This is a genomic window from Photobacterium sp. 2_MG-2023 (genome assembly GCF_030547675.1).
Classification (GTDB): domain Bacteria; phylum Pseudomonadota; class Gammaproteobacteria; order Enterobacterales; family Vibrionaceae; genus Photobacterium; species Photobacterium arenosum.
The window spans coordinates 85,278-108,109 of record NZ_JAUOQQ010000004.1 but is presented as its reverse complement, the minus strand read 5'-3'; the positions used below and the strand labels follow the sequence as shown (position 1 = coordinate 108,109).

Here is a 22,832-nt window from a genome sequence, read left to right as displayed (position 1 = left end):
ATTTTATACAGGTTTGTCCGTGCCCGTCATGGGATAGACAGAATCTTTGCACAGTGTTCGCGCAATCACGCTGATTCCGGCATGCTATATGTATATAATTCCCAACACACAATCACATCTATTCCGTTGAAAGCAGGTGTCATGACATTATTCCACTCCGCTCCCCAGTCTTTGTGCATCCTGCGCCTGTCGGCGATTGGTGATGTCTGCAACAGTATTGCCATGGCACAGGCTATCCAGCGGCAATGGCCTCAAACGCGCCTGACCTGGATCTGCGGTAAAGCAGAGGCACGGCTGCTGAAAGATTTACCGGGCATCCGGGTGATCATCTTCGATAAAAAGCAGGGCTGGCAGGGTTACAAAGCTGTCTGGCAGGCACTCAAAGGCGAACGTTTTGATGCGCTTTTGCATATGCAAACCGCCATTCGTGCCAGTATCGTCAGTCTCGGTATCAAAGCCAGATACAAGCTGGGATTTGATGCCGCCCGCAGCAGCGATCTTCAGCAGCTGTTCACCAATGTGAAAGTCCCGTCACCGGATTCCCCCCATGTGCTGGATGGCTTCATGCAGTTTGCCGCCACTCTGGGCGTTACCGATCTGACACCTAAGTGGGATATCCCTTTATCTGAAGATGACCACCGTTGGGCCGATCAGCAAATCCATCAGGACGCAACATTGGTCATCACACCCGCAGCCAGTAAAGGCTATAAAAACTGGACGCCGGAAGGGTATGCCGAATTAGCCCGCCATGCCCGCCAGCAGGGCTATGAGATCATTCTGGCCGGCAGCCCGGCAAAGATTGAGATTGATCTGGGCAATGCCATTGAAGAAAATCTGAATTTTCCGATCACCAACCTGATTGGCCAGAGCAGCCTGAAACAACTGCTGGCCCTGCTACAGAAAGCAGCACTGGTGTGCGCGCCGGATACCGGCCCGGCCCACATGGCGGTGGCTGTCGGTACCCCGGTGCTGGGATTGTATGCCCACCATAACCCCAAACGTACCGGCCCTTACCTGTCACGGCAGTATGTAGTGAGTGTATACGATGAATGCATTGCGGCCGAAACAGGTAAAGCCCCTGAGTTGCTGCCCTGGCGCAGCCGGGTCAAAGATGACGCAGCGATGAAACGTATCACGGCAGAGCGCGTCATCGCTATGTTCGACAAAATTACCTCTGAACTGTGATCGTATGCATTTCAGACGAAATGAAAGCGATAGATTGATCCCTGAATCAGGGCCGGGGTTTTACATTCCCCACCCCGGTCGGCATAATCGTTCGCATATCACTGCTTTGACAGTCACTACTCATCTACCTGAAAACTGGACACCTAATGGCGCCTAACACCTCCAACACCACTTTGGGTGTGCTGATGATCATCAAGAACGAAGCCAAGCATCTGGCTGCCTGCCTGGATACGGTGAAAGACTGGGTCGACGAAATTGTAATTATTGACTCCGGCAGTACGGATGATTCGGAAAACATTGCCCGTCGTTACACAGATAAATTCTTCCGCTATGACGACTGGCCCGGCTTTGGCCCGCAGCGCCAGCGCGCCCAGCAGCATGCAACCACAGATTGGGTACTGGTGCTGGATGCCGATGAGAGGGTCACCCCTGAGCTGAAAGCGGCAATACAGTCTGCGGTCAGCAGCAACCCGACCGGTGTTGCCTTTAAGATAAACCGCCTGAGCGACGCCTTTGGCAAAACCATCCACCATTCGGGCTGGTCGCCGGATTGGGTGATCCGCCTGTACCGCCGCGACGAAACCCGCTACAACGATGCCCTGGTGCATGAAAAAGTGCTGACGGATGGCCTGACTGTCCGCCCGCTAGAAGGCCGGTTACTGCATTTTACCTATGACAATCTGCACCATTACATAGGCAAGACCACTCAATACCTCAAAGCCTGGACGGATGAACGCGAAGGCCGGAAAAAAGCCGGACTGGGTACCGCTTTGCTGCATGCCCTTGCCAGTTTTCTGAAAATGTACATTCTTAAGCTCGGTTTTCTGGATGGTCGCCATGGTTTTATTCTGGCGTGGCTCAGCATGCACTCGACCTTCGTAAAATATATTGATCTCTGGCTACGGAATTATCAAAAAGAGAGAAATCAATGAAAGTCGCTCTCATTATTACGACTTACAACTGGAAAGAAGCCTTACAGGCCGTATTGGACAGCGTGAAGCGCCAATCTGAGTTACCTGATGAAGTGATCATCGCCGATGATGGCTCCCGAGCAGATACCGCTGAACTGATTCAGTCCTACCAAGCGCAGTTCCCCTGCCCCCTGATACATTCCTGGCAACCCGATGACGGCTTCCAGCTCGCCATGAGCCGTAACCGTGCCATGGCTAAATCGCAGGCGGACTATATCATTATGATTGATGGCGACATTGTTATGTCTCCGGATTTTATTCGTTCTCATAAGCAGGCGGCAAAGCTCGGTTATTTCGTTCAGGGTGGGCGCGTGCTGGCTAACAATGATATCAGCCAGCAGATCATGCATCAGCAGGTAGTACCCAATCTGTTCTCTCCCGGCATTAAAAACCGCCACAACTGCATCAGCAGTGCCTGGCTCAGCAAATTATGCTCGTATGAGCGCAATAATGATGCCTCAACGCGTGGCTGTAACATGGCATTCTGGCGAGCCGATCTGATCGAGGTCAACGGCTTTAATGAAGACTTTGTCGGCTGGGGCCGTGAAGACAGTGAATTTGTTCACCGCATGCTAAATAGCAGTAAAAAAAGGCTGTATCTCAAATTTGCCGGCGTAGGCTACCACCTCTACCATGATGAGAGTTCAAGAGCATCGTTAGCCAAGAACGATGAGATACTGGAAAATACCGTCCGTCAGAAACTGACACGTTGCGAAAATGGTATTGATAAATTTCTGGATGAAAAATCATGACAACCCGAGTCATTTACCCCGGCACTTTTGACCCTATCACTAACGGCCATCAGGATCTGATTGAGCGCGCTGCCGCCATGTTCGATCAGGTGGTCGTCGGTATCGCTTTCAGCCCGAGCAAAAAGCCGTTATTCGACCTGCAGGAGCGAGTGAATCTCGCCCAAGCCATCACCAGCCATCTCACTAATGTTGAAGTGGTGGGGTTTTCTGGTCTGTTGGTCGATTTTGCCCGTGAGCAGCAAGCAACGATTCTGGTTCGTGGCCTGCGTGCGGTGTCAGACTTTGAATATGAGTTCCAGCTGGCGAATATGAACCGCCGCCTGATGCCGGAACTGGAAACGGTTTTCCTGACACCGGCCGAGGAGAATTCTTTTATCTCGTCCACCATAGTCAAAGAAGTGGCACTGCACAAAGGACAGGTGGATCAGTTCGTTCACCCGACTGTGGCACAGGCACTGAAAGCCAAACTGGCTAAATAACACTCAAACCGAACACTCAGAACTGACGGCTCGCCACTTAGCGCGCCGTCATGTTTTCCTTCCCCTGATGCCCGTAATACCCCAGATACCAGTCCACAAATTGCTGCACCCCCTGTTCAATACCCACCTGTGGCCTGAATCCTGTCGCCTCAAATAAATCGTCGGTGTTGGCAAAGGTGGCATAAACGTCGCCCGGCTGCATCGGCAGGAAGTCTTTGCTGGCCTCTCTGCCCAGTGCCTTTTCCAGCGCGGCAATAAAGTCCATCAGCTTAACCGGCTGACCATGGCCGATGTTATACACACGGTACGGCGCGGAACTACTGGCCGCAGAGCCCTGTTCGGCGCTCCAGTCAGGCTGGCGGGCAGGAACCACATCCTGAATTCTGACCACACCTTCGACAATATCATCAATGTAGGTGAAATCGCGCTGCATATCGCCGTGGTTATATACCTCGATCAGCTGCCCGGCCATGATCGCTTCAGCAAAACGAAATAATGCCATGTCAGGTCTGCCCCACGGCCCGTACACAGTAAAAAAGCGCAAGCCCGTGGTAGGCAGACCATAGAGGTGGGAATAGGTGTGTGCCATCAGTTCATTGGCTTTTTTGGTGGCGGCATACAGGGATACCGGATGATCGACGCTGTCAGAGGTCGAGAAAGGCTGCTTGCGATTAAGGCCATACACAGAGCTGGAAGAAGCATACACCAGATGCTCAACCTGATGACGGCGACAACCTTCCAGAATCGTCAGGTGGCCGATCAAATTACTGTCGGCGTAGGTCATAGGGTTGTCCAGCGAATAGCGAACCCCGGCCTGCGCGGCCAGATGGATAACTCTCTCAAATCTGTGGGTGAGAAACAAACGGGCAATGGCTTCCCTGTCTGCGATATCGCAATCCAGCACCAAAAGCGCCGGATGGGCAATATGCCTGACTCTGGCCTGTTTCAGCTTCACATCGTAGTAGCTGTTGAAATTATCAATGCCCACCACTTCATGGCCCATATGGCACAAACGCTGAGCCACTGCACTGCCAATGAAACCGGCCACTCCTGTTACCAAAATGCGCATGCACACCCCCGAAGAAGGCGTGTTGCTGCCCTCCTTCTCTTCCCTAAAGACAGATATGAGGGCCTATCTCTCTGACAAACTTATTATCGTTGGCACTCACTACAATAGACTGTAGCACGCTGGCCGATTTTGACCTCATTCAGGATATGTCCACAGTTCGGACAGGGTTTCCCCGCCTTTCCATAGACTTGCAACTCTTGTGCAAAATAGCCCGGCTTACCGTCACTTTGTTTGAAATCTTTCAGTGTTGTACCGCCCTGAGCAATCGCCTTACTCAGCACCCGCTTGATTTCATCGACCAGAGCAGCCAGTCGCTCAGCCGTCAGTTGCCCTGCCGGAGTCTGCGGATGAATACGCGCCGCAAACAGGGACTCATTAGCATAGATGTTACCGACACCCACTACTACCTGGTTATCCATGATGAACTGTTTAATGACGGTGCGCTTGCCCTGGGCTTTTTTCGCCAGATAGCCGGCATCGAAGTTCTCAGCCAAAGGCTCTGGCCCGAGCTTACTCAGCACAGGATGTTCGCTGTCACGCTCCTGCCACAGCCAGGCACCAAACCGGCGGGGGTCGTTATAACGCAGCACTTCACCACTGGCGAGCAGCACATCAACATGATCGTGTTTAACCGGTGGCACTTCGGCGGGCAAGATACGTAAGCTGCCTGACATCCCCAGATGAATAATGGCAAAACCGGCATCCGTTTCCAGTAACAAGTATTTGGCTCTGCGCGTCACACCACGAATGATCTGCCCCTGTAATAACTGTAATTCAGCAGGGATAGGCCAACGCAGGCTGGCATTGCGAACCGTCACACTGATGACGGTCTGGCCCACCACATGAGGCGTGATCCCCATGCGGCTGACTTCAACTTCAGGTAATTCAGGCATCTTCTCTCTGGTTAATCTTAGCTGTTGGTGAGTGCAGGATATCAGATTTCAGGGAACAGGTAGCTGGCCTCGACGGTAATCGCCAGCCATTCTCCCTGCCAGTTTTGCAATAACCAGAACTGAGGAAGCTGATACACAGTCAGGCGGTAAGGCTCTTCATGATTTTCCAGCCACACTTCCACGCTACGCGGCGATGCCAGCTTATCGTTCAGCTGGGCAAAGGTTTCTGAGTCAATTTTAGTACCGGCGACATCCTGCCAGTTTGCCACTATGGCCGACGGATCACCGGCTATGACGGGCTCAGATTGCCATTGGCCAGCGCTTTGCGTGAAAGCAACATTGGGTAAGGCCAGCCGGGTCACCTGTGCATCCGGGGGGAGCAGCCGCACCAGGCCAGCAGTATTCGCCGCTTGCGGTTCATGACCGGCCATCCGCTCTTTCGGCAATGACTGTAATTGGATGATTGCGACAAAAAGCAACACCCCGATAATGATGATGTTATTCCATCCTTTCCGTGACAATTTCATGCCGTCCTCTCCGCAATACACGTCAGTGATGGTAGCCCGCTTGCGGGCGATAGCCAAGCCACCTCAAACGACAGCCATAAAAAAACCCAGCCTTGGCTGGGTTTTTATCAAAAAGCAGAATAAACCAATTACTTGATTTTTGCTTCTTTGTACAAAACGTGCTGGCGAACAACTGGATCAAATTTCTTGATCTCAAATTTGCCTGGCATGTTACGTTTGTTTTTGTCGGTAGTGTAGAAGTGTCCTGTGCCGGCAGATGATACCAGACGGATCTTCTCACGAATGCCTTTAGCCATTCTTCAAATCCTCTTAAACGTTCTCGCCGCGAACACGCATTTCAGACAGAACGGTATCAATACCTTTCTTATCAATGATACGCATGCCTTTCGCAGAAAGACGTAGTTTAACGAAGCGTTTTTCGCTTTCTACCCAGAAACGATGAGTTTGCAGGTTCGGCAGAAAACGACGCTTGGTGGCATTACGTGCGTGTGAACGGTTGTTACCCGTTACAGGACGTTTACCAGTTACTTGGCATACTCGGGACATTACTGTCTTCTCCAAATCGTTTCAGCTCGATATCAACCGCGATTAACCGAACGCAAAAAGCATTCCACCTAACCGAAGCTATCAAAGGTCGCGCATTATACTAAGTCAAAACCAGTTGCTCAAGTCCCGAGCAGATCCTTTCTCGTCTTTTTGATCAATTTCGGCCTAGTTTGACATCAAGCTGCACAATAATCAGCTTGATAGTTACAGCCATCCTCTTTCAGCAAAAGAAACCACTTCCCCGTCTCCGACGACAAAATGATCGAGGATCCGAATATCTACCAAGGCCAGCGCATCGCTGATCCTCTGAGTAATTCGCCGATCGGCCTGACTTGGCTCCGCCACGCCTGAGGGGTGATTATGCGCTAAAATCAACGCCGCTGCATTAAGTTCCAGTGATCTTTTTACCACTTCTCTCGGATAAACACTGGCGGCATCAATCGTTCCTTCAAACATCACCTCACCGCTAATCACCCTGTGCTGGTTATCCAGAAACAGCACATAAAATGCCTCGCGGTGGCGATCACGCAGCATCCGGCTTAAATATTGCCGCGTGTATTCCGGGCTGCTGAGGGCATCCCCTTTTGCCAGTTTCTCTGATAAATAACGCAGGCTCATCTCCAGCACCGCCTGTAACTGGACATATTTAGCCGGTCCCAACCCTTTGTGCTGGCAAAAGGTTTTGCAATCAGCCGCCAGTAACGCACGCAGAGAACCGAACTCTTCCAGCAGCTGGCCGGCCAGCTCAATCACATTCACGCCCGGCAGACCCGTGCGTAGAAAAATGGCCAGCAGCTCTGCATCCGACAGCGCATTGGCCCCACGCTGCAGCAATTTCTCCCTGGGACGCGATTCCGCAGGCAAATGTTTCAATACCATGGCGCTTCAACCCTTTCACTGTGTCTGCGCCAAAGAAACGCACATGTTGCTCCCGAGACAAAGCCCGGTACTTGAAAATGCGGCGGCAGGCGCAGCTCTGGTGTCTTGTTACAATGTTCCGGCCTTGCCGTGTCGAGCGATAGCTCGGTCTCTGCCCTCCATCACAGCCTGACGGCATTTTTCTCACGACTAAAGCGATGAAACCTCATCACTTTGGTGATATCTTGTTGCCAGTTTTTTCACGACACAGGCAAGCGAATGAAAACTCTGGCAGGAAAGAAAATACTTCTGGGGATCAGCGGCGGCATCGCAGCATACAAGTGTGCAGAGCTGACACGGCGTCTGATTGAACGAGGCGCAGAGGTTCGCGTCGTCATGACCCCGGCCGCCAAGGAATTCATTACCCCGCTTACCATGCAGGCCGTTTCCGGTCACCCGGTGGCCGACAGCCTGCTCGACCCCGCCGCCGAAGCCTCCATGGGCCATATTGAACTGGCAAAATGGGCCGATTTAGTGCTGCTGGCACCCGCCTCCGCCGATCTGATTGCCCGGCTTCGTGCCGGTATGGGCAACGACCTGCTGACGACTTTATGTCTGGCCACCAGCGCGCCTATTGCTGTCGCGCCCGCCATGAACCAGCAAATGTATCGTCAGCCTGTCACCCAGGATAACTTGTCTGTGCTGGCAAGCTGGGGACATAGAATCTGGGGTCCAGCCAGCGGCGAGCAAGCCTGTGGCGATGTCGGCCCGGGTCGGATGCTGGAACCTATGGCACTGGTAAGTGAGATAGAAAACGCATGCCAGCCACAAGACCTGGCCGGTGTCCGTATCGCCATTACTGCCGGCCCGACCAGAGAAGCCCTGGATCCGGTACGCTACCTCTCCAACCACAGCTCAGGCAAAATGGGCTTCGCCATCGCGCAGGCTGCAGCACAACGCGGTGCCAGCGTCACGCTGATCAGTGGCCCGGTCAACCTTGCCACCCCGGCCGGCGTTAACCGTATCAATGTGGAAAGTGCTGTAGACATGCACCAGGCCGCCACTGAGCAGGCAAAGGCGCATGATATTTTTATTGGCTGCGCGGCAGTGGCCGATTTCCGCCCGGCGGAAATCGCGTCACAAAAAATGAAAAAACAGCAAGGACAAGACGAGCTGGCACTGAAACTGGTGAAAAATCCGGATATTATCGCCAGCGTCGCTGCTCTGACTGACCAACGTCCGTTTACGGTAGGCTTTGCTGCCGAAACGCAAGACGTCGCGCGCTATGCGCAGGACAAGCTGCAGCGTAAAAACCTCGACCTGATTTGTGCCAATGATGTCGCGCAGCAGGGACAAGGATTTAACAGTGATAGCAATGCCCTTCACCTGTATTGGAAGAACGGTGACAAGGCGCTGCCCCTGACAGACAAAGCATCACTGGGGCGACAATTAATTACTGAGATCATCAACCGCTACAAAGCGCAAGACTAAGCCGATTTCGTTGAACTCTCAGCGAAACCGGCAAAAGCACTAAGCGGTTCATTCATTTTTGGCAGCCAGCTCTCAAGCTTACACTCTGGCTGTCGATACAGATAACACTGCCTGATCCAGACACTTTCCATGCCCTGTGCGCATGGCTAAGATAATCAGGCTTTTTCTGTCCGGACACAGTCTTATATCGAAAAGGAACGGTTATTCATGGCTGGCAATAAAAAAAACAACCGCCGCGAAGAAATCTTACAAGCGCTGGCTGAAATGCTGGAATCCAACCAGGGGAGTCAGCGCATTACTACCGCTAAACTGGCTGCTCAGGTGGGCGTTTCCGAAGCGGCACTGTATCGCCACTTTCCCAGTAAAGCCCGTATGTTTGAAGGCTTGATCGAATTTATTGAAGACTCGATCACTACACGTATTAACCGTATCCTGGATGACGAAAAAGACACCATGACCCGCCTGCGTATGGTGCTGCAGTTATTGCTGGTATTTGCCGAGCGCAACCCCGGGCTTACCCGCATCATGACAGGCCATGCCCTGATGTTTGAGCAAGACAGGTTACAGTCGCGTATCAACCAGCTGTTCGAGCGCATTGAAACCCAGCTGCGTCAGATCCTGCGTGAGCGCAAACTGCGCGAAGGCCGTGGTTTCCCCATTGATGAAAACCTGTTATCCGCCCAGCTGCTGGGCCAGGTAGAAGGCAGCTATAACCGCTTTGTGCGCTCCAGCTTCCGTCACAAGCCGAATGACAATTTCGATGCTTACTGGGAACTGCTGACCGGTCAACTGAGCTAACCTTTTCATCTCCTCTCTTGTATCGGGCTCAGCACACATCAGTATCGAGAACGCAGTCGTATTCAGAACACAGAAAAAAGGGTTGGCACATTGCCAACCCTTTTCCTTTGCACGCTCTGCCCTGCAACAAGCAGAATCAATCAGATACCATACTGAGCGCGATACGCTTTCACCGCTTCCAGGTGCGCGTCCATACCATCCTGCTCTTCCAGATAGCTCACCACATCACCCAGAGAAACAATAGAGATCACTGCACAACCGAAGTCGCGCTCGACTTCCTGAATCGCAGAGAGTTCGCCTTTGCCTTTTTCCTGACGGTCAATCGCCACCAGCACACCGGCCAGATCTGCTCCATTGGCCTGGATGATTTCCATCGACTCGCGGATTGCCGTGCCAGCCGTAATCACATCATCAACCAGCATAATGCGGCCTTCCAGCGGGCTGCCCACCAGATTGCCGCCTTCACCGTGGTTTTTGGCTTCTTTGCGGTTAAAACAGTAAGGCGTGTCCACATCATGGTGATCGGCCAGCGCGACCGCTGTCGTGGTCGCGATCGGAATGCCTTTATAAGCAGGACCAAACAAGACATCAAACTCAATACCGGAATCTGCCAGTGCCGCGGCATAAAAGCGGCCCAGACGCGCCAGATCGCGACCAGTATTAAACAGGCCGGCATTAAAGAAATACGGGCTCTGACGGCCAGACTTCAGGGTGAACTCACCAAACTTCAATACGCCTTTTTCCAAAGCAAATTCGATGAACTGACGCTGATATGCTTTCATTGTTTCTCCTCGAGCGATTGGTCGCATGCTTCAGCCAGACACGGGCGCTGGCCGGTCAATCCCCCGCAGCCTTAGCTTGCTGCAGGCAAAAAAAAGCGGCTCCGACAGGAACCGCTCCAAAAACATTAACTTTCCAGCGAAGCCTGCTGGATAGTGATGATCTCGGCAATGCCGTCTTTGGCTAACGACAGCATCTCCATTAATTCTTCAGTGCTAAAGGCATCTCCTTCAGCCGTCCCCTGAATCTCAATAATCTTGCCATCACTGTTCATAATGACATTCATATCGGTCTCGGCATTCGAGTCTTCCGCATAATCCAGATCGCACACTGGCGTACCCTGGTAGATGCCCACAGACACGGCAGCGATAGTGGTTTTCAGCGGGTTTTTCTTGAGCTGGCCTTTTTCCAGCATCAGATTAATCGCATCTGTCAGTGCCACCATGGCCCCTGTGATAGATGCGGTGCGCGTACCACCGTCGGCCTGAATCACATCACAGTCGACCGTGATCATCTGCTCACCCAGCACTTCCAGATCCACTGCCGCGCGCAGGCTGCGGGCAATCAGGCGCTGAATTTCCAGTGTCCGCCCGCCCTGCTTACCGTTAGCCGCTTCGCGACGGTTACGGGAATGAGTCGCGCGTGGCAGCATACCGTATTCCGCCGTTACCCAGCCCTGGCCTTTGCCTTTCAGCCAGCGCGGCACATTTTCTTCAACGCTGGCAGTACAAATGACCTTGGTATCGCCAAACTCAACCAATACCGACCCTTCGGCATGGGCGGTGAAATGACGGGTGATAGTAATAGGACGAACTTGACTGGCACTTCTTCCACTTGGACGCATCGGGTTTCACCTTGGCTGATATTGAGTGCTGATAACAAAGCCGCTGTGCGGCCGACAGACATTAACCGGCGATTATAGCCAGATCTGCGCCGCAGTGCACGCTTGTCAGCAGGCTCCCGCCCCGGAGAGATTTCCATTATTCGTACCGGCGCGTATAATCAAGCCATCATTTCTTAAGGGCCGACAGCCAATGATTCACAGTATGACCGCCTATGCCCGTCGCGAAGTAAAAGGCGACTGGGGCAGTGCCGTTTGGGAAATCCGCTCGGTAAACCAACGATACCTGGAAACTTACCTGCGCCTGCCAGAACAGTTCCGCAGCCTGGAGCCTGTCCTGCGCGAGCGCTTCCGCCAACGTCTGGCCCGGGGCAAAGTCGAATGCAGCCTGCGCTTTGAAGCCAATCCGGCTTCCAGCAGCGAACTGCGTATCAACGAGCAGTTGGCCAAGCAGGTGATCAAGGCAGCAAGCTGGGTAAAAGAAGCCGCAGGTGAAGGCAATATCGGTCCGTTTCAGGTGCTGAACTGGCCCGGCGTGATGGAAACGCCTGAGCAGGACATGGACACCATCAACCAAGAGCTGCTGACGGCATTTGACGGCGCGGTGGACGACTTCCTGGCAGCACGCGCCAGCGAAGGGGCCAATATGAAAGATCTGATTGACCAGCGTCTGGCCGCTATTTCAGAGGAAGCCGGCAAGGTGCGCGCCCTGATGCCTGAAGTTATGCAATGGCAACGCGATCGCATTCTCAACCGTCTGGAAGAAGCCAAAGTGGAGCTGGATGCCAACCGCATCGAGCAGGAACTGATTATGCTGGCGCAAAAAAGCGATGTCGCCGAAGAGCTGGATCGCCTGGATTCCCACGTTAAAGAAACCCACAAAATCCTGAAAAAAGGCGGCGCCTGTGGCCGACGCCTGGACTTCATGATGCAGGAATTCAACCGTGAATCGAACACCCTGGCTTCCAAATCCATCAACACAGAGATCACCGCCTCAGCCGTCGAGCTCAAAGTGCTGATTGAGCAGATGCGCGAGCAAATTCAGAATATAGAATAAGTTCTTCATCCATCCAAGCACGTCTCAGAAGCCCTGTATTCCCTTGTTAAGAGCATTGTAAATACAGGGCTTTTTTATTTTTCCCGTCCAAAAAGGTTTGCAGTTGTCCGTTGCCAATTGCTGATTAAGTGATAGGCAAAATTCCATTTAATGTCCCTTGCGGACGCCAGAAAGTTTTCAGCCTGTTTCATAAGAAATGGTAGTTAAGCGCGTTGTCTGTGTCGGTAATATTCAGATGAAGCCCATGCTTGCCAACGATCGGGTTTAAGTCATAAGCCGGTGATAACTTCCAACCTTTGTTGGTTATTGTCTAAAAAATCACGGTCAAGAAAATCAGCTGAGCCGGATCGCTTAAAACGAATACCACCCATTCGGTAGGAGTCATGAGTAGTTGAGTACAACATCAGCCGTCTCAGCCTTTAAACCGCTGTAGTGATAATACACCTGAAAAGACGTGGCGGTGATCTCAGCACGGCTTGAAATTTGCCTCAGAGCTTGGCGTTGTTTACTGCCTAAAACTCCGTCCAGACGCTCAAATCGGTAGGATTGATATTCGCTCACGGTAACCTGTTTAACGTTTTATTAGTGCTAAAGTGTGAATTGGAATGTTTGCGCTAACAACGGCTGAAGCTGCACTTTTGGCGGTTTGCGATCTTCTGAAGCAAACCGTTTAGGATCGACAGTGACAAATCCCCAAAACTGTAAAAAGCGTTCAATAAAGCGCGATTCAATTAACACGCCAAGCCTTTTTTCTGGCGAGTAGTAATCGTCTGGCTCGACCTGGCGCAATAAATCAGGGAAGGCCGTGACGATATCATCAATTAATTGATCTGGGCTGGTATGGTTTTGCAAGCGCCACAACATAAAGAGCCAGATGATAACACTGGTCAAACGACTGCCACAGCAACCATAGCTGGCGAAATGACATTTGCCCTGTAAGCTCAAACTTTTTAATGGTAGGAACTGGCAACATTTCAAGGCTTCTGGTGAACAGAATTTTGCCACTATCTCATCGCCGCCGAATACCGCATTTCAAATGCCCAGCCCGCCTTCACCCTCTTCCGCTTTTATTCTGGCTGAGGCGGCGAAAAATTCATACACTGTCGATTTATTATTTTTAGGCACTTTGATGAAATCCCACAATCCATCACAACTGAAGAAGCTATGGGAACTAATCCTCTCAAGCACACCTCTCACTCAACTGCACAGAAGTGAAATTGCGTTTTTATCCGATCCACAAATACTGATGCTCTCGCTTCCCTTTGGCATCAATATGCCTGAAGACGTTTCAGAGAAGTGTGGTAAGACCTTTCTGCAGTATTTTGATTACATGATCAATGAGCTGTGTATTCACCTGCGCGGCTCCCCCAATCAACAGCTACCACAGCAGCTCAGCGATACCATCATTGAACAGATTCAACATAAGACAATGAACCTCTTGATGACCTATGAAATGGTCAAAATCATCAAAGCGCATCAGTTGCCGATTGATCAGCAAATCCTCGCTCGCTTAACCGAAATGCAGATGCAAACATCGGAAAATCATTATTCTGCTTCCCTCGCCCCCGAACAAATGGCAGCAGCAATGAATGAGATAATCCAGCAGCAGGGTATTCGAACCGGCTTTGAATTTTGTCATTTTATCAGTGATGATCTGGCTATATTGCCGCCGGATGCCGTGAGGTTAATGCTCCCCAGCTTTGTTTCAAACGACTGGATAGTCGATGCACTGCTATTACTCACCCTGCATCAAGAGCCGGAATTAGGCCAGGTCGCGGCAGAACTTCTCACCCAGCTACCCGATAAAAAGTGGAAACAACTCACCAACCGCAACTACCTCACACTGGTGCAGCGTTTTGGCGATGACGCAGTCAAGGCCCACCTTCCTGAGTGGAGCCGACTGGCGATGAAATACGCCAGACAAAACGCACCTTGCCAAGTGGTTGAGCTTTACGCTTCGTTCGCGGATGGCAATCAATCCATCCTCTTCTGTGGTCTGATAAAAGAGCCGGAGACAAAGGCTCAGCACCTGATAGGTAGCGTATTCCGTGTAGGTTATGGTTTAGTGGATAGCTACTTTACCCCCCACATCGAACAGGCTCAATACAGACAGATTGCAAATGCCTTTTCCAATGAACTACAAGCAATACCGTGCGATCCACTATTACTGAGCCATGTGATTCCCTGGGCTTTGGCGACGCAGCTAAACAGTCCAGAAAAAATGAATGTGGAAATGCTCCAGTTACTGGCCTTGCTCCCTCCGCAATGGACCGAGCCACAACCCTTCGATCTGAACCGAGTCTCTCAGGTATGTAAGATCGATAGCCAAGACCCTGCATGGAAAGAAAAAAATCGCAAAAGCAGTAAATTTCTGCTCAACACACCAATGACTCGCAGCTGGATTATCGATAATATCGCCCCGCGTTTTACGAAACCACGACAGGTCAGAGATCACTATTACCTGAGCAACCCACAGCCTTATGTTGAAGCGCTTGCGCTGGCTGGATTGCTGTCGTTTTACTATCAGCAACCGCCTTCTCTGGTTATTTCCAGTCCACAACTTTATCTGGCAAGTGCCTATCTGCTTGCAGAAGGCAATCTTGGCCAAAAAAGCTTCCCACTGTTTGACTGGTTAGCCGAAGAGAGCCTGCTGCATCGTGATCACCAGAATAAGCTTGCCTTACTCGATCAACATATTGCTTCGCCGACAGGGTACGTGATCAAAGTTGAACTGGTGGGTTCAAAACCTAAAATATGGCGTCGCTTTACCGTTTCCAGCGCGATGGATTTAGAATCCTTCCATCAACTTCTGCAAGACATCATGGGATGGGAGAATGCCCATCTCTATATGTTCCATACTCCACTGGGCCACATTGATAATACCGATGAAACTGACTTGCCTGCTGATGACATCCCATTGATGGCAGTACTGCAAGAAGAAGGCGACCGCATAGACTACATCTATGATTATGGTGACCACTGGGAGCACCGCATCTCCTTAGAGAAGATCAATAAACGAGGTTGCAGCCTTCCCAAAGTCACTGCAGGAAACGGTGCCTGTCCGCCAGAGGATTGCGGCGGAATTTGGGGCTATGCGTTACTGCTGGCGCTGACCAAGAAGAAAAACCTCAGTGAAGACGAGCAGGATCAGCTGATGTGGTACGGTATGGATGACGACTGGAATGCACGCCAATTCGATAAAGATCAGGTTAATACCCTGATTGAAAATACAATAAGTTAGGATCACATCTACATTCTGCCCCGCAGTCTGCCGCCTCCCAGACCGCGAAGTTGACCCGCGCCAATGTTTGGCCGGTTCATCATGCCGCGCTGAACAGCCGGACGGTTCGCGCGAATGGCAGAGCGGTCGACAGGCCCCTGCTCGCGGCGGGTTTGCAATTGCTGTCGGACGCGCTGTTGCGTCTCCGGCGGCAGACTCTGCCATTTCTGATCAAGCTGGGCTTTGACCGCCGGCAGATTGTCGGCAATATCAGCACGATCACCCTGCCAGTTGTCAAACTTGTTTTTGATCTCCTGCTGCTTGTCCGGATCCAGACTTTGCCACCAGTCTGACACCATATCCTTGTATTCACCATCACCCTGGCAGCAGTTCGGATAATAATGGTGCCAGTAATAGAGGTAATCGTCGTACCACCAATCATTGCTGTAGTGATAGCTGGCTGGACCCGATGAATCAGCTCCAGTGCTGCCGCATCCGGTTAACAGCAAGAGCAGACAAAAAAACAGAGAGCGAATCGGCATCTTGTTGGACTCCGTGTAGCGATGTAATGAAGAGTGCTGGCCACCTAGCCCGGCAATAAATCACAAATAAGCCTGATAATCAGGTTAGCAGATCCGACTCAAACCCGATCAGGCAAGGGATATTTCCCTCGCTTCTCCCCGCTGTTTTCATCTTCTTACCTCAACTTTTGCATGACTTTACTACGTCGACGCTCAGTACCTGCCTGCACTGACTATAGTTAACAATAGCGGCGAAAATATAGCATAAAAGTTCAATTAACAGCCGCAGCTAGCCACTGATTTTCAAGGGATAATGCAGAAGGGCAAAAGCATGACAGCAAAAACAGACAATAAAGTCATCCTGATAGGTGCGGGTTACATATCGGATGTTCACGCTGCGGCGCTCCGGTCGCTGGACGGTATCCGGCTCTGTGCTGTTGTCGATCCCAATCTCTCTGCCGCACAAGCACTGGCAGAGCGTCACCACATTCCGTTGTACTTCAGCACTGTGGAGCAGGCGCTGGCTGAAACCGAATTTACCGCCGCCCATGTGCTGACCCCGCCCAATCTGCATTATGCGCTGGCCAGCCAGCTGCTCAGTCACGGCAAACATGTGCTGGTCGAGAAACCGCTGGCTGAAACCGAAGAGGAGTGCGAGGCGCTGATTAGCCTGGCTCAGCAACATGGCGTCACCCTGGCCGTTAACCAGAATTTCATCTTTCACCCTGTGATGGAGCGGGCAAAGCAGCATCTGGCCAATAATGATATTGGCCCGGTCAAATCGGTTTCCCTGCGCTATGAAATGCCATTACGCCAGCTGACGGCCGGTCAGTTCAGTCACTGGATGTTCCGCCAGCCCGTCAACTTACTGCTGGAGCAGGCCGTGCATCCGCTGTCGCAACTGATGAGCCTGTTCGGACGCCCGACAGCACAGTCGATGGCTAATAAGATGTTGGGTAAGCTAAGCCAGATCCAGCGGCTCAGTAATGGCCAGCCTTTTATTCAACGTTTAGATGCCATTGGTGAGCTGGACATCCCGGTGCATTTTACTTTTGCAATGGGTCAGGACTTTCCGGTGTGGGAAATGCAGATCACCGGCGAAGACGGCTGTCTGAGGCTGGATTTTGTCCGCCAGCAAACCATAGTGCAAAGCCGCAGTCGTTTTCTGCCTGCGCTGGATACCGCGGTGACCGCCTGCGCCCAGGCAGGCAGCCTGCTGTCGCAAGGGCTACGGCAGTTCACCAACTATGCCTTGACCACGGCCGGTCTCAAAGCTTCGCAGGACCCTTTTTTGCTGTCGATGAAAACCAGTATCAGCCAGTTCTATCAGGCTATCTCTACCGGGCAGCCCTTACTGCATGATGGGGAATTTGGCCGTGATCTGGTGGCCCTGTGCCACTATCTGGCCAGCCAAACCCAGGGCGCAGATCGGCTGACAGCAACCACACCGCCCGGTAATCACGCAATCGAAGATGACTTCCAGCCTTTCGATGTGCTGGTGATTGGCGGCACCGGCTTCATTGGCCGTCATGTGGTGGAGCAATTGCTGGCCAAGCACTATTCAGTGGGTGTCATGGCGCGCAATATTCAGGCCTTACCCGCTTTATATCACCAGCCGACCGTTCAGCTGATCCAGGGGGATGTGTGCGACCCTGCCGCCCTTGATGAAGCGGTGCAGCGTGCTACTTACGTCATCAACCTGGCCCACGGCGGTGCCAGCGGTGACTGGGAGGCGATCAAGCACGCCATGGTCGATTCGGCCCGTGATATTGCCCAGGCCTGCCAGACACACCAGATCACCCGGCTGGTGCATCTTGGCTCCATCGCCTCGCTCTATCTCGGCAGCGACAGGATTATGATTCACAGTGACACACCGCCGGATCCCGCCGCTGATCAGCGGGCACATTACGCCCGCGCCAAAGCCATGGCGGATCACCTGCTGCTGCATGAGAGCAAGGGGCAAGATCTGGTCGTGCTCCGGCCCGGCATTGTGGTCGGCCAGGGGGGGCCGGTCAATCACACAGGTGTCGGCTTTTTTAATAACAACCAGTACTTTATCGGCTGGAACTTAGGCCACAATCCCCTGCCTTTTGTCCTGGCCGAGGATGTCGCCAGCGCCACGGTTTCCGCCCTCACAGTGCCGGGCATTGCCGGCAGGTCATTGAATCTGGTCGGTGATGTGCGCCCCAGCGCGCGTGAATATGTGGCCATGATCAGCAAAGGACTGGGCCGTCCCTACCGCTATGTGCCGCAGTTCACCTTCTGGCTGTATCTGCAGGAGCTGGGCAAGTGGGCCATCAAACGCCTGTCCGGCCGCAACACCCTGCTGCCCGCGCTGCGGGATCTGCGATCCCGCGCCCTGAATGCGCGCTTTGATACCAGTGTCGAAAAGCGTTTGCTGAACTGGCAGCCAGTCAGCGACTGGGACTGCTTCTATCAACACGCGATTCTGGTTCACAGAACGCCGCCCGCGACTATGCCAGCCGCAGAAGCCCCCCGTAATGAAAAACCCGTTCCGCTCCCCGTGCAAGCTGACAAGGTGGCATCAGAATGACCCGCATACTGCATGTGTTTTCAACCTTTGCCGTTGGCGGCCCGCAGATCCGCTTCGCACAGCTGGCCAATGCTTTGTCCGGCCAATATCGCCACACCATTATCTCGCTGGACGGCGCCAGCCAGGCGATGTCCCGGCTGGCAACCGATGTGCAGGCCGAGTTCCTGCCGATGCCGACACTGAAAGCCATGAGCCTGCCGCAGCGGTTGCACGCCATTCACCGCACGCTCAGCCATCATCAGTCCGATATTCTGATGACCTACAACTGGGGCGCGATAGAATGGGCGTTTTGCAATCGCCTGCTGCACCTGTGTCGCGGCATTCACTGGGAGGACGGATTCAGCCCGGATGAAGCCAGCCAACTGTACCGGCGCCGCAATCTGTTCCGCCGCCATGCGCTCAGCGGTCAGACTCAGGTCGTGGTGCCATCTCACACCCTGATGGCCATTGCCCGCCAGCACTGGCAGATCCCCGCTCAGCGGCTGCACTATTTTCCCAATGGTATTGCCATGCCGGAGGCAATCAGCAAAGGGCCGCCTTCCGCGCTCACCACACTGATTACCCTGGCGAGCTTACGCGCCGAGAAAAACCTCCACCGCCTGATCGACACCTTTGCCAGCCAAGCCACCCACAGTCGCTTACTGATAGGCGGCGATGGCCCTATGCTGACTGAACTTGAGGCTTACATAGATAGCCTTAATCTGACCAACAGTGTCAGGCTGGCCGGACGCATTGATGATGTCTGGGGATTTCTGGCACAGGGCGACATCTTTTGCCTGTCGTCCGATACCGAGCAGATGCCGCTATCTGTGCTGGAAGCCATGGCCGCCGCCCTGCCGGTCGTCGCCACCGATGTCGGCGATGTAAAAACCATAGTGGCCGCGGAAAACACCCCTTTTGTGGTGCCGCCCGCTCACTACGCCAGCGCGTTTCGCCGGATACTGTCTGAACCCAGGCACTGGCAAGCGATAGGAGAAGCCAATTACCAGAAAGCCCGCCAGCACTACAGCTTCCAGAACATGCTGGAGAATTTCACCCGCCTCACTGCCCCGATCCGCTAACCCGGCAACAAGCTGCTATTTTTTATAAGAGCAGGGTGACAAACGCAGTTTTTGGCCCGAGAGCGAAACTTACACGTGCCGATTCAATTTAGCTGCAGTTCGTGATACCCTGCGCGCCCTTTCTTCCACTTGAGTGACAATGGTAATGAGCAAAGGCACGCTTTACATAGTTTCGGCACCCAGCGGCGCAGGTAAATCCAGCCTGATCAACGCCCTGCTGGAAACCAACCCGACCTATGACATGAAAGTCTCCGTATCCCACACCACACGCGGTATGCGTCCGGGTGAAGTTCATGGTGTGCATTACAATTTTATCGGCGTGGAAGAATTTAAAGAACTGGCTGAACAGGGTGCGTTTCTGGAACATGCCGAAGTGTTCGGTAACTTCTATGGCACGTCACGCCTGTGGATCGAACAGCAGCTGAACAAAGGCATCGATGTGTTTCTCGACATCGACTGGCAGGGCGCGCAGCAGATCCGCCTGCTGATGCCAGCAGCCAAAAGTATTTTTATACTGCCGCCGTCCAAAGATGAGCTGGAGCGTCGTCTGAACGCCCGCGGTCAGGACAGCGAAGCCGTTATCGCCAGACGCATGGATGAAGCACGCTCAGAAATCTCGCATTTCACAGAGTACGACTATGTGATCGTGAATGACGATTTTGATGTCGCATTAATCGATTTTAAAGCGATCATCCGCGCTGAGCGATTGAAGCAAGACAAGCAAGCTGCTAAATATAGCAGCATGTTGACTGCGCTACTGGCGCAACAGTAAGTAATTTTGTACAATTTTCCGTCTTTTTATTAAACCCACTGGAGTCCTCGATGGCACGTGTAACTGTTCAAGATGCTGTTGATAAAATCGGCAACCGTTTCGACCTGATCCAAATTGCTTCTCGCCGTGCACGTCAAATGCAGACTGGCGGTAAGGATCCATTGGTTCCTGAAGAGAATGACAAGTACACAGTGATCGCACTGCGCGAGATCGAAGAAGGCCTGATCACGAAAGACATTCTGGATGCACGTGAGCGTCAGGAAATGCAAGAGCAGGAAGCCGCAGAACTGGCGGCGGTCAGTGCTATTGCAGGTAACCAGCGCTAATTCAAGGAAGCGGGCAATTTGTATCTCTTTGATAGCCTGAAAGAAGTTGTAATTGAATACCTGCCTGAGACTCAGATTGAGGCGCTCAGGCAGGCCTATTTGGTAGCCAGAGACGCCCACGAAGGCCAGACGCGTTCCAGCGGCGAGCCTTACATCATCCACCCGATTGCCGTTGCTCGAATCCTGGCCGAAATGCGCCTGGACTTTGAGACCCTGATGGCAGCCCTGCTCCACGACGTGATCGAAGATACCGATGTCACCAAAGACGACCTCGACAGTCGTTTCGGCTCGACCGTGGCAGAGTTGGTGGACGGCGTGTCCAAGCTGGACAAGCTTAAGTTCCGCGACCGCAAGGAAGCTCAGGCGGAAAACTTCCGCAAGATGATCATGGCCATGGCCAATGACATCCGGGTTATCCTGATCAAACTGGCCGACCGGACCCACAACATGCGAACCCTGGGTGCGCTGCGTCCTGACAAACGTCGCCGCATTGCCCGCGAAACGCTGGAAATCTTCTCGCCCCTGGCCCACCGTCTGGGTATTCACAACATCAAGACCGAGCTCGAAGAGCTGGGTTTCGAGGCCTTGTATCCGAACCGCTACCGGGTGCTGAAAGAAGTGGTGGCTGCCGCCCGCGGTAACCGTAAAGAAATGATCAACCGCATCCACGCCGAGATTGAAGGCCGCCTTCATGATGCGGGGATCAACGGCCAGGTGCTTGGCCGCGAGAAAAACCTGTACTCCATCTACAACAAGATGAAGAACAAAGAACAGCGTTTTCATTCCATCATGGATATCTACGCGTTCCGGGTGCTGGTCGATAACTTGGATACCTGCTATCGGGTACTGGGTCAGGTACACAACCTGTACAAGCCTCGTCCGAGCCGGATGAAAGACTATATCGCCATCCCGAAAGCCAACGGCTATCAGTCATTGCACACTTCACTGGTCGGCCCGCACGGTGTACCGGTGGAAGTGCAGATCCGCACCGAAGACATGGATCAGATGGCGGACAAAGGGGTCGCAGCTCACTGGGCCTACAAAGACGGTGAAAGCTCAGGCACTACAGCACAGGTCAAGGCCCAGCGCTGGATGCAAAGCCTGATCGAGCTGCAGCAAAGCGCCGGTAACTCGTTTGAATTCATTGAGAACGTGAAATCCGATCTGTTCCCGGATGAGATTTACGTTTTCACCCCTAAAGGCCGGATTGTCGAACTGCCGGTCGGCGCGACCGCGGTCGACTTCGCCTATGCCGTTCATACCGATGTCGGCAACACCTGTGTCGGCGCCAAGATTGATCGCCAGCCTTATCCGCTGAGCAAGCCGCTGAAAAACGGCCAGACGGTGGATATCATCAGCGCGCCGGGTGCCCGTCCGAACGCCGCCTGGCTCAACTATGTGGTAACCTCGCGGGCTAGAACCAAGATCCGTCAGGTACTGAAAACCATGCGCCGTACCGAGTCGATCACTCTGGGCCGACGTCTGCTCAATCATGCCCTGGGCGAGCTGAACATAGATCAGATTGAACCGGTAACACTGGACAAAGTGCTCAAAGATCTGCGTCTGAAGGACGTCGATTCGCTGCTGGCGGCCATTGGTCTGGGCGAGCTGATGAGTGTGGTGGTTGCCCGCCGCCTGCTGGGCACGCTGGATGAAGAAACCCAGGCGGATGACAAACGCCGCATGCCTATCCGGGGTGCTGACGGCATTTTGCTGACCTTCGCCAACTGCTGTCATCCTATTCACGGTGACCCAATCATGGCCTATGTCAGTCCGGGTAAAGGACTGGTCATTCACCGCGAAGAATGCGCCAATATCCGCGGCTACCAGAAAGAATCGGACAAATACATGCCGGTTGAATGGAGCCGTGACTTCGAGCAGGAGTTTGTCACCAACCTCAAAGTGGATATGCAGAACCACCAGGGGGCACTGGCCGATCTCACCAACACCATCGCCAATACCGGGTCCAACATCCAGGGATTGTCGACGGAAGAGAAAGACGGCCGCCTGTATACCATTACAGTGCGCCTGACGACCAAAGGCCGTGTCCATCTGGCCAACATCATGCGCCGGATCCGGGTGATGCCGAACGTTGTCCGGGTTGCCCGGCAGAAGAACTAAGGTGCCGCGC

The 22,832-nt window shown here is 53.0% G+C and carries 23 protein-coding genes; 13 read left to right on the top strand and 10 right to left on the bottom strand.

Features of this window, described 5'->3' with window-relative positions:
* Positions 1-141: 141 nt before the first annotated feature.
* The 4 genes from Q4491_RS05130 to coaD all read left to right on the top strand — a co-directional run bounded on the left by Q4491_RS05130 (position 142) and on the right by coaD (position 3,387).
* Complete coding sequence (locus tag Q4491_RS05130) at positions 142-1,185, top strand: glycosyltransferase family 9 protein (protein ID WP_303455393.1); 1,044 nt, start codon at positions 142-144, stop codon at positions 1,183-1,185.
* A gap of 146 nt (positions 1,186-1,331) precedes the next feature.
* Entirely contained in the window at positions 1,332-2,117 is a 786-nt protein-coding gene (locus tag Q4491_RS05125; RefSeq protein WP_303455390.1) for a glycosyltransferase family 2 protein, read from the top strand.
* Positions 2,114-2,908 (top strand): glycosyltransferase family 2 protein, encoded by a 795-nt coding sequence (locus tag Q4491_RS05120; RefSeq protein ID WP_303455387.1) that lies wholly within the window; start codon positions 2,114-2,116, stop codon positions 2,906-2,908. Before Q4491_RS05125 ends, Q4491_RS05120 begins: the two co-directional genes overlap by 4 nt.
* The gene (gene coaD / locus Q4491_RS05115) at positions 2,905-3,387 is read left to right on the top strand and encodes a pantetheine-phosphate adenylyltransferase (RefSeq protein ID WP_192015994.1); all 483 of its coding nucleotides are present in this window, start codon (positions 2,905-2,907) and stop codon (positions 3,385-3,387) included. Before Q4491_RS05120 ends, coaD begins: the two co-directional genes overlap by 4 nt.
* Positions 3,388-3,424: 37 nt before the next feature.
* On the opposite strand, the gene Q4491_RS05110 is transcribed toward coaD, so the two are convergent.
* The 6 genes from Q4491_RS05110 to radC all read right to left on the bottom strand — a co-directional run bounded on the left by Q4491_RS05110 (position 3,425) and on the right by radC (position 7,301).
* Positions 3,425-4,456, bottom strand: coding sequence for an NAD-dependent epimerase (locus Q4491_RS05110; RefSeq protein ID WP_303455383.1), 1,032 nt, complete (start codon positions 4,454-4,456; stop codon positions 3,425-3,427).
* A gap of 83 nt (positions 4,457-4,539) precedes the next feature.
* Complete coding sequence (gene mutM, locus Q4491_RS05105) at positions 4,540-5,349, bottom strand: bifunctional DNA-formamidopyrimidine glycosylase/DNA-(apurinic or apyrimidinic site) lyase (protein WP_303455380.1); 810 nt, start codon at positions 5,347-5,349, stop codon at positions 4,540-4,542.
* Positions 5,350-5,390: 41 nt separating this feature from the next.
* On the bottom strand, positions 5,391-5,876 hold the full coding sequence (locus Q4491_RS05100; protein WP_303455378.1) for a hypothetical protein: 486 nt from the start codon (positions 5,874-5,876) through the stop codon (positions 5,391-5,393).
* 128 nt (positions 5,877-6,004) lie between these two features.
* Positions 6,005-6,172: a 50S ribosomal protein L33 gene (rpmG, locus tag Q4491_RS05095; protein ID WP_005371942.1), complete on the bottom strand. Its 168-nt coding sequence runs from the start codon at positions 6,170-6,172 to the stop codon at positions 6,005-6,007.
* Between the two features lie 13 nt (positions 6,173-6,185).
* Entirely contained in the window at positions 6,186-6,422 is a 237-nt protein-coding gene (gene rpmB / locus Q4491_RS05090) for a 50S ribosomal protein L28 (RefSeq protein ID WP_192015998.1), read from the bottom strand.
* A gap of 204 nt (positions 6,423-6,626) precedes the next feature.
* On the bottom strand, positions 6,627-7,301 hold the full coding sequence (gene radC, locus Q4491_RS05085) for a DNA repair protein RadC (protein WP_303455329.1): 675 nt from the start codon (positions 7,299-7,301) through the stop codon (positions 6,627-6,629).
* Positions 7,302-7,559: 258 nt separating this feature from the next.
* Here radC and coaBC point away from each other — a divergent pair, with 258 nt between their 5' ends.
* Both coaBC and slmA read left to right on the top strand, forming a co-directional pair.
* Positions 7,560-8,771 carry a bifunctional phosphopantothenoylcysteine decarboxylase/phosphopantothenate--cysteine ligase CoaBC gene (gene coaBC / locus Q4491_RS05080; protein ID WP_303455326.1) on the top strand — a complete coding sequence of 404 codons (1,212 nt, stop codon included), beginning with the start codon at positions 7,560-7,562 and terminating at the stop codon, positions 8,769-8,771.
* A 207-nt stretch (positions 8,772-8,978) separates the two neighbouring features.
* Positions 8,979-9,569 carry a nucleoid occlusion factor SlmA gene (gene slmA / locus Q4491_RS05075; RefSeq protein WP_027250562.1) on the top strand — a complete coding sequence of 197 codons (591 nt, stop codon included), beginning with the start codon at positions 8,979-8,981 and terminating at the stop codon, positions 9,567-9,569.
* A 140-nt stretch (positions 9,570-9,709) separates the two neighbouring features.
* Here the strand turns inward: slmA and pyrE are convergent, their stop codons facing one another.
* Positions 9,710-10,351: an orotate phosphoribosyltransferase gene (gene pyrE, locus Q4491_RS05070; protein WP_192016001.1), complete on the bottom strand. Its 642-nt coding sequence runs from the start codon at positions 10,349-10,351 to the stop codon at positions 9,710-9,712.
* Between the two features lie 125 nt (positions 10,352-10,476).
* On the bottom strand, positions 10,477-11,193 hold the full coding sequence (rph, locus tag Q4491_RS05065) for a ribonuclease PH (protein ID WP_192016002.1): 717 nt from the start codon (positions 11,191-11,193) through the stop codon (positions 10,477-10,479).
* A 190-nt stretch (positions 11,194-11,383) separates the two neighbouring features.
* On the opposite strand from rph, the gene Q4491_RS05060 reads away from it, so the two are divergent.
* Positions 11,384-12,247, top strand: coding sequence for a YicC/YloC family endoribonuclease (locus Q4491_RS05060; protein ID WP_192016003.1), 864 nt, complete (start codon positions 11,384-11,386; stop codon positions 12,245-12,247).
* A 588-nt stretch (positions 12,248-12,835) separates the two neighbouring features.
* Here Q4491_RS05060 and Q4491_RS05055 read toward each other — a convergent pair.
* Positions 12,836-13,138: a hypothetical protein gene (locus tag Q4491_RS05055; protein ID WP_303455620.1), complete on the bottom strand. Its 303-nt coding sequence runs from the start codon at positions 13,136-13,138 to the stop codon at positions 12,836-12,838.
* A 145-nt stretch (positions 13,139-13,283) separates the two neighbouring features.
* Between Q4491_RS05055 and Q4491_RS21515 the strand changes: the two genes are divergently transcribed.
* Complete coding sequence (locus Q4491_RS21515; protein WP_368393397.1) at positions 13,284-15,488, top strand: plasmid pRiA4b ORF-3 family protein; 2,205 nt, start codon at positions 13,284-13,286, stop codon at positions 15,486-15,488.
* An 8-nt stretch (positions 15,489-15,496) separates the two neighbouring features.
* Here Q4491_RS21515 and Q4491_RS05045 read toward each other — a convergent pair whose 3' ends face one another.
* Positions 15,497-16,009, bottom strand: a complete 513-nt coding sequence (locus Q4491_RS05045; RefSeq protein ID WP_303455319.1) for a hypothetical protein — start codon at positions 16,007-16,009, stop codon at positions 15,497-15,499.
* Between the two features lie 310 nt (positions 16,010-16,319).
* Here Q4491_RS05045 and Q4491_RS05040 point away from each other — a divergent pair, with 310 nt between their 5' ends.
* The 5 genes from Q4491_RS05040 to spoT all read left to right on the top strand — a co-directional run bounded on the left by Q4491_RS05040 (position 16,320) and on the right by spoT (position 22,822).
* Positions 16,320-18,542: a Gfo/Idh/MocA family oxidoreductase gene (locus Q4491_RS05040; protein ID WP_303455316.1), complete on the top strand. Its 2,223-nt coding sequence runs from the start codon at positions 16,320-16,322 to the stop codon at positions 18,540-18,542.
* The gene (locus tag Q4491_RS05035; RefSeq protein WP_303455313.1) at positions 18,539-19,603 is read left to right on the top strand and encodes a glycosyltransferase family 4 protein; all 1,065 of its coding nucleotides are present in this window, start codon (positions 18,539-18,541) and stop codon (positions 19,601-19,603) included. Before Q4491_RS05040 ends, Q4491_RS05035 begins: the two co-directional genes overlap by 4 nt.
* 145 nt (positions 19,604-19,748) lie before the next feature.
* Positions 19,749-20,375 (top strand): guanylate kinase, encoded by a 627-nt coding sequence (gene gmk / locus Q4491_RS05030; RefSeq protein ID WP_192016009.1) that lies wholly within the window; start codon positions 19,749-19,751, stop codon positions 20,373-20,375.
* Between the two features lie 50 nt (positions 20,376-20,425).
* Positions 20,426-20,701 carry a DNA-directed RNA polymerase subunit omega gene (rpoZ, locus tag Q4491_RS05025; RefSeq protein WP_027250547.1) on the top strand — a complete coding sequence of 92 codons (276 nt, stop codon included), beginning with the start codon at positions 20,426-20,428 and terminating at the stop codon, positions 20,699-20,701.
* Positions 20,702-20,719: 18 nt separating this feature from the next.
* Complete coding sequence (spoT, locus tag Q4491_RS05020; protein ID WP_192016010.1) at positions 20,720-22,822, top strand: bifunctional GTP diphosphokinase/guanosine-3',5'-bis pyrophosphate 3'-pyrophosphohydrolase; 2,103 nt, start codon at positions 20,720-20,722, stop codon at positions 22,820-22,822.
* Positions 22,823-22,832: the final 10 nt, after the last annotated feature.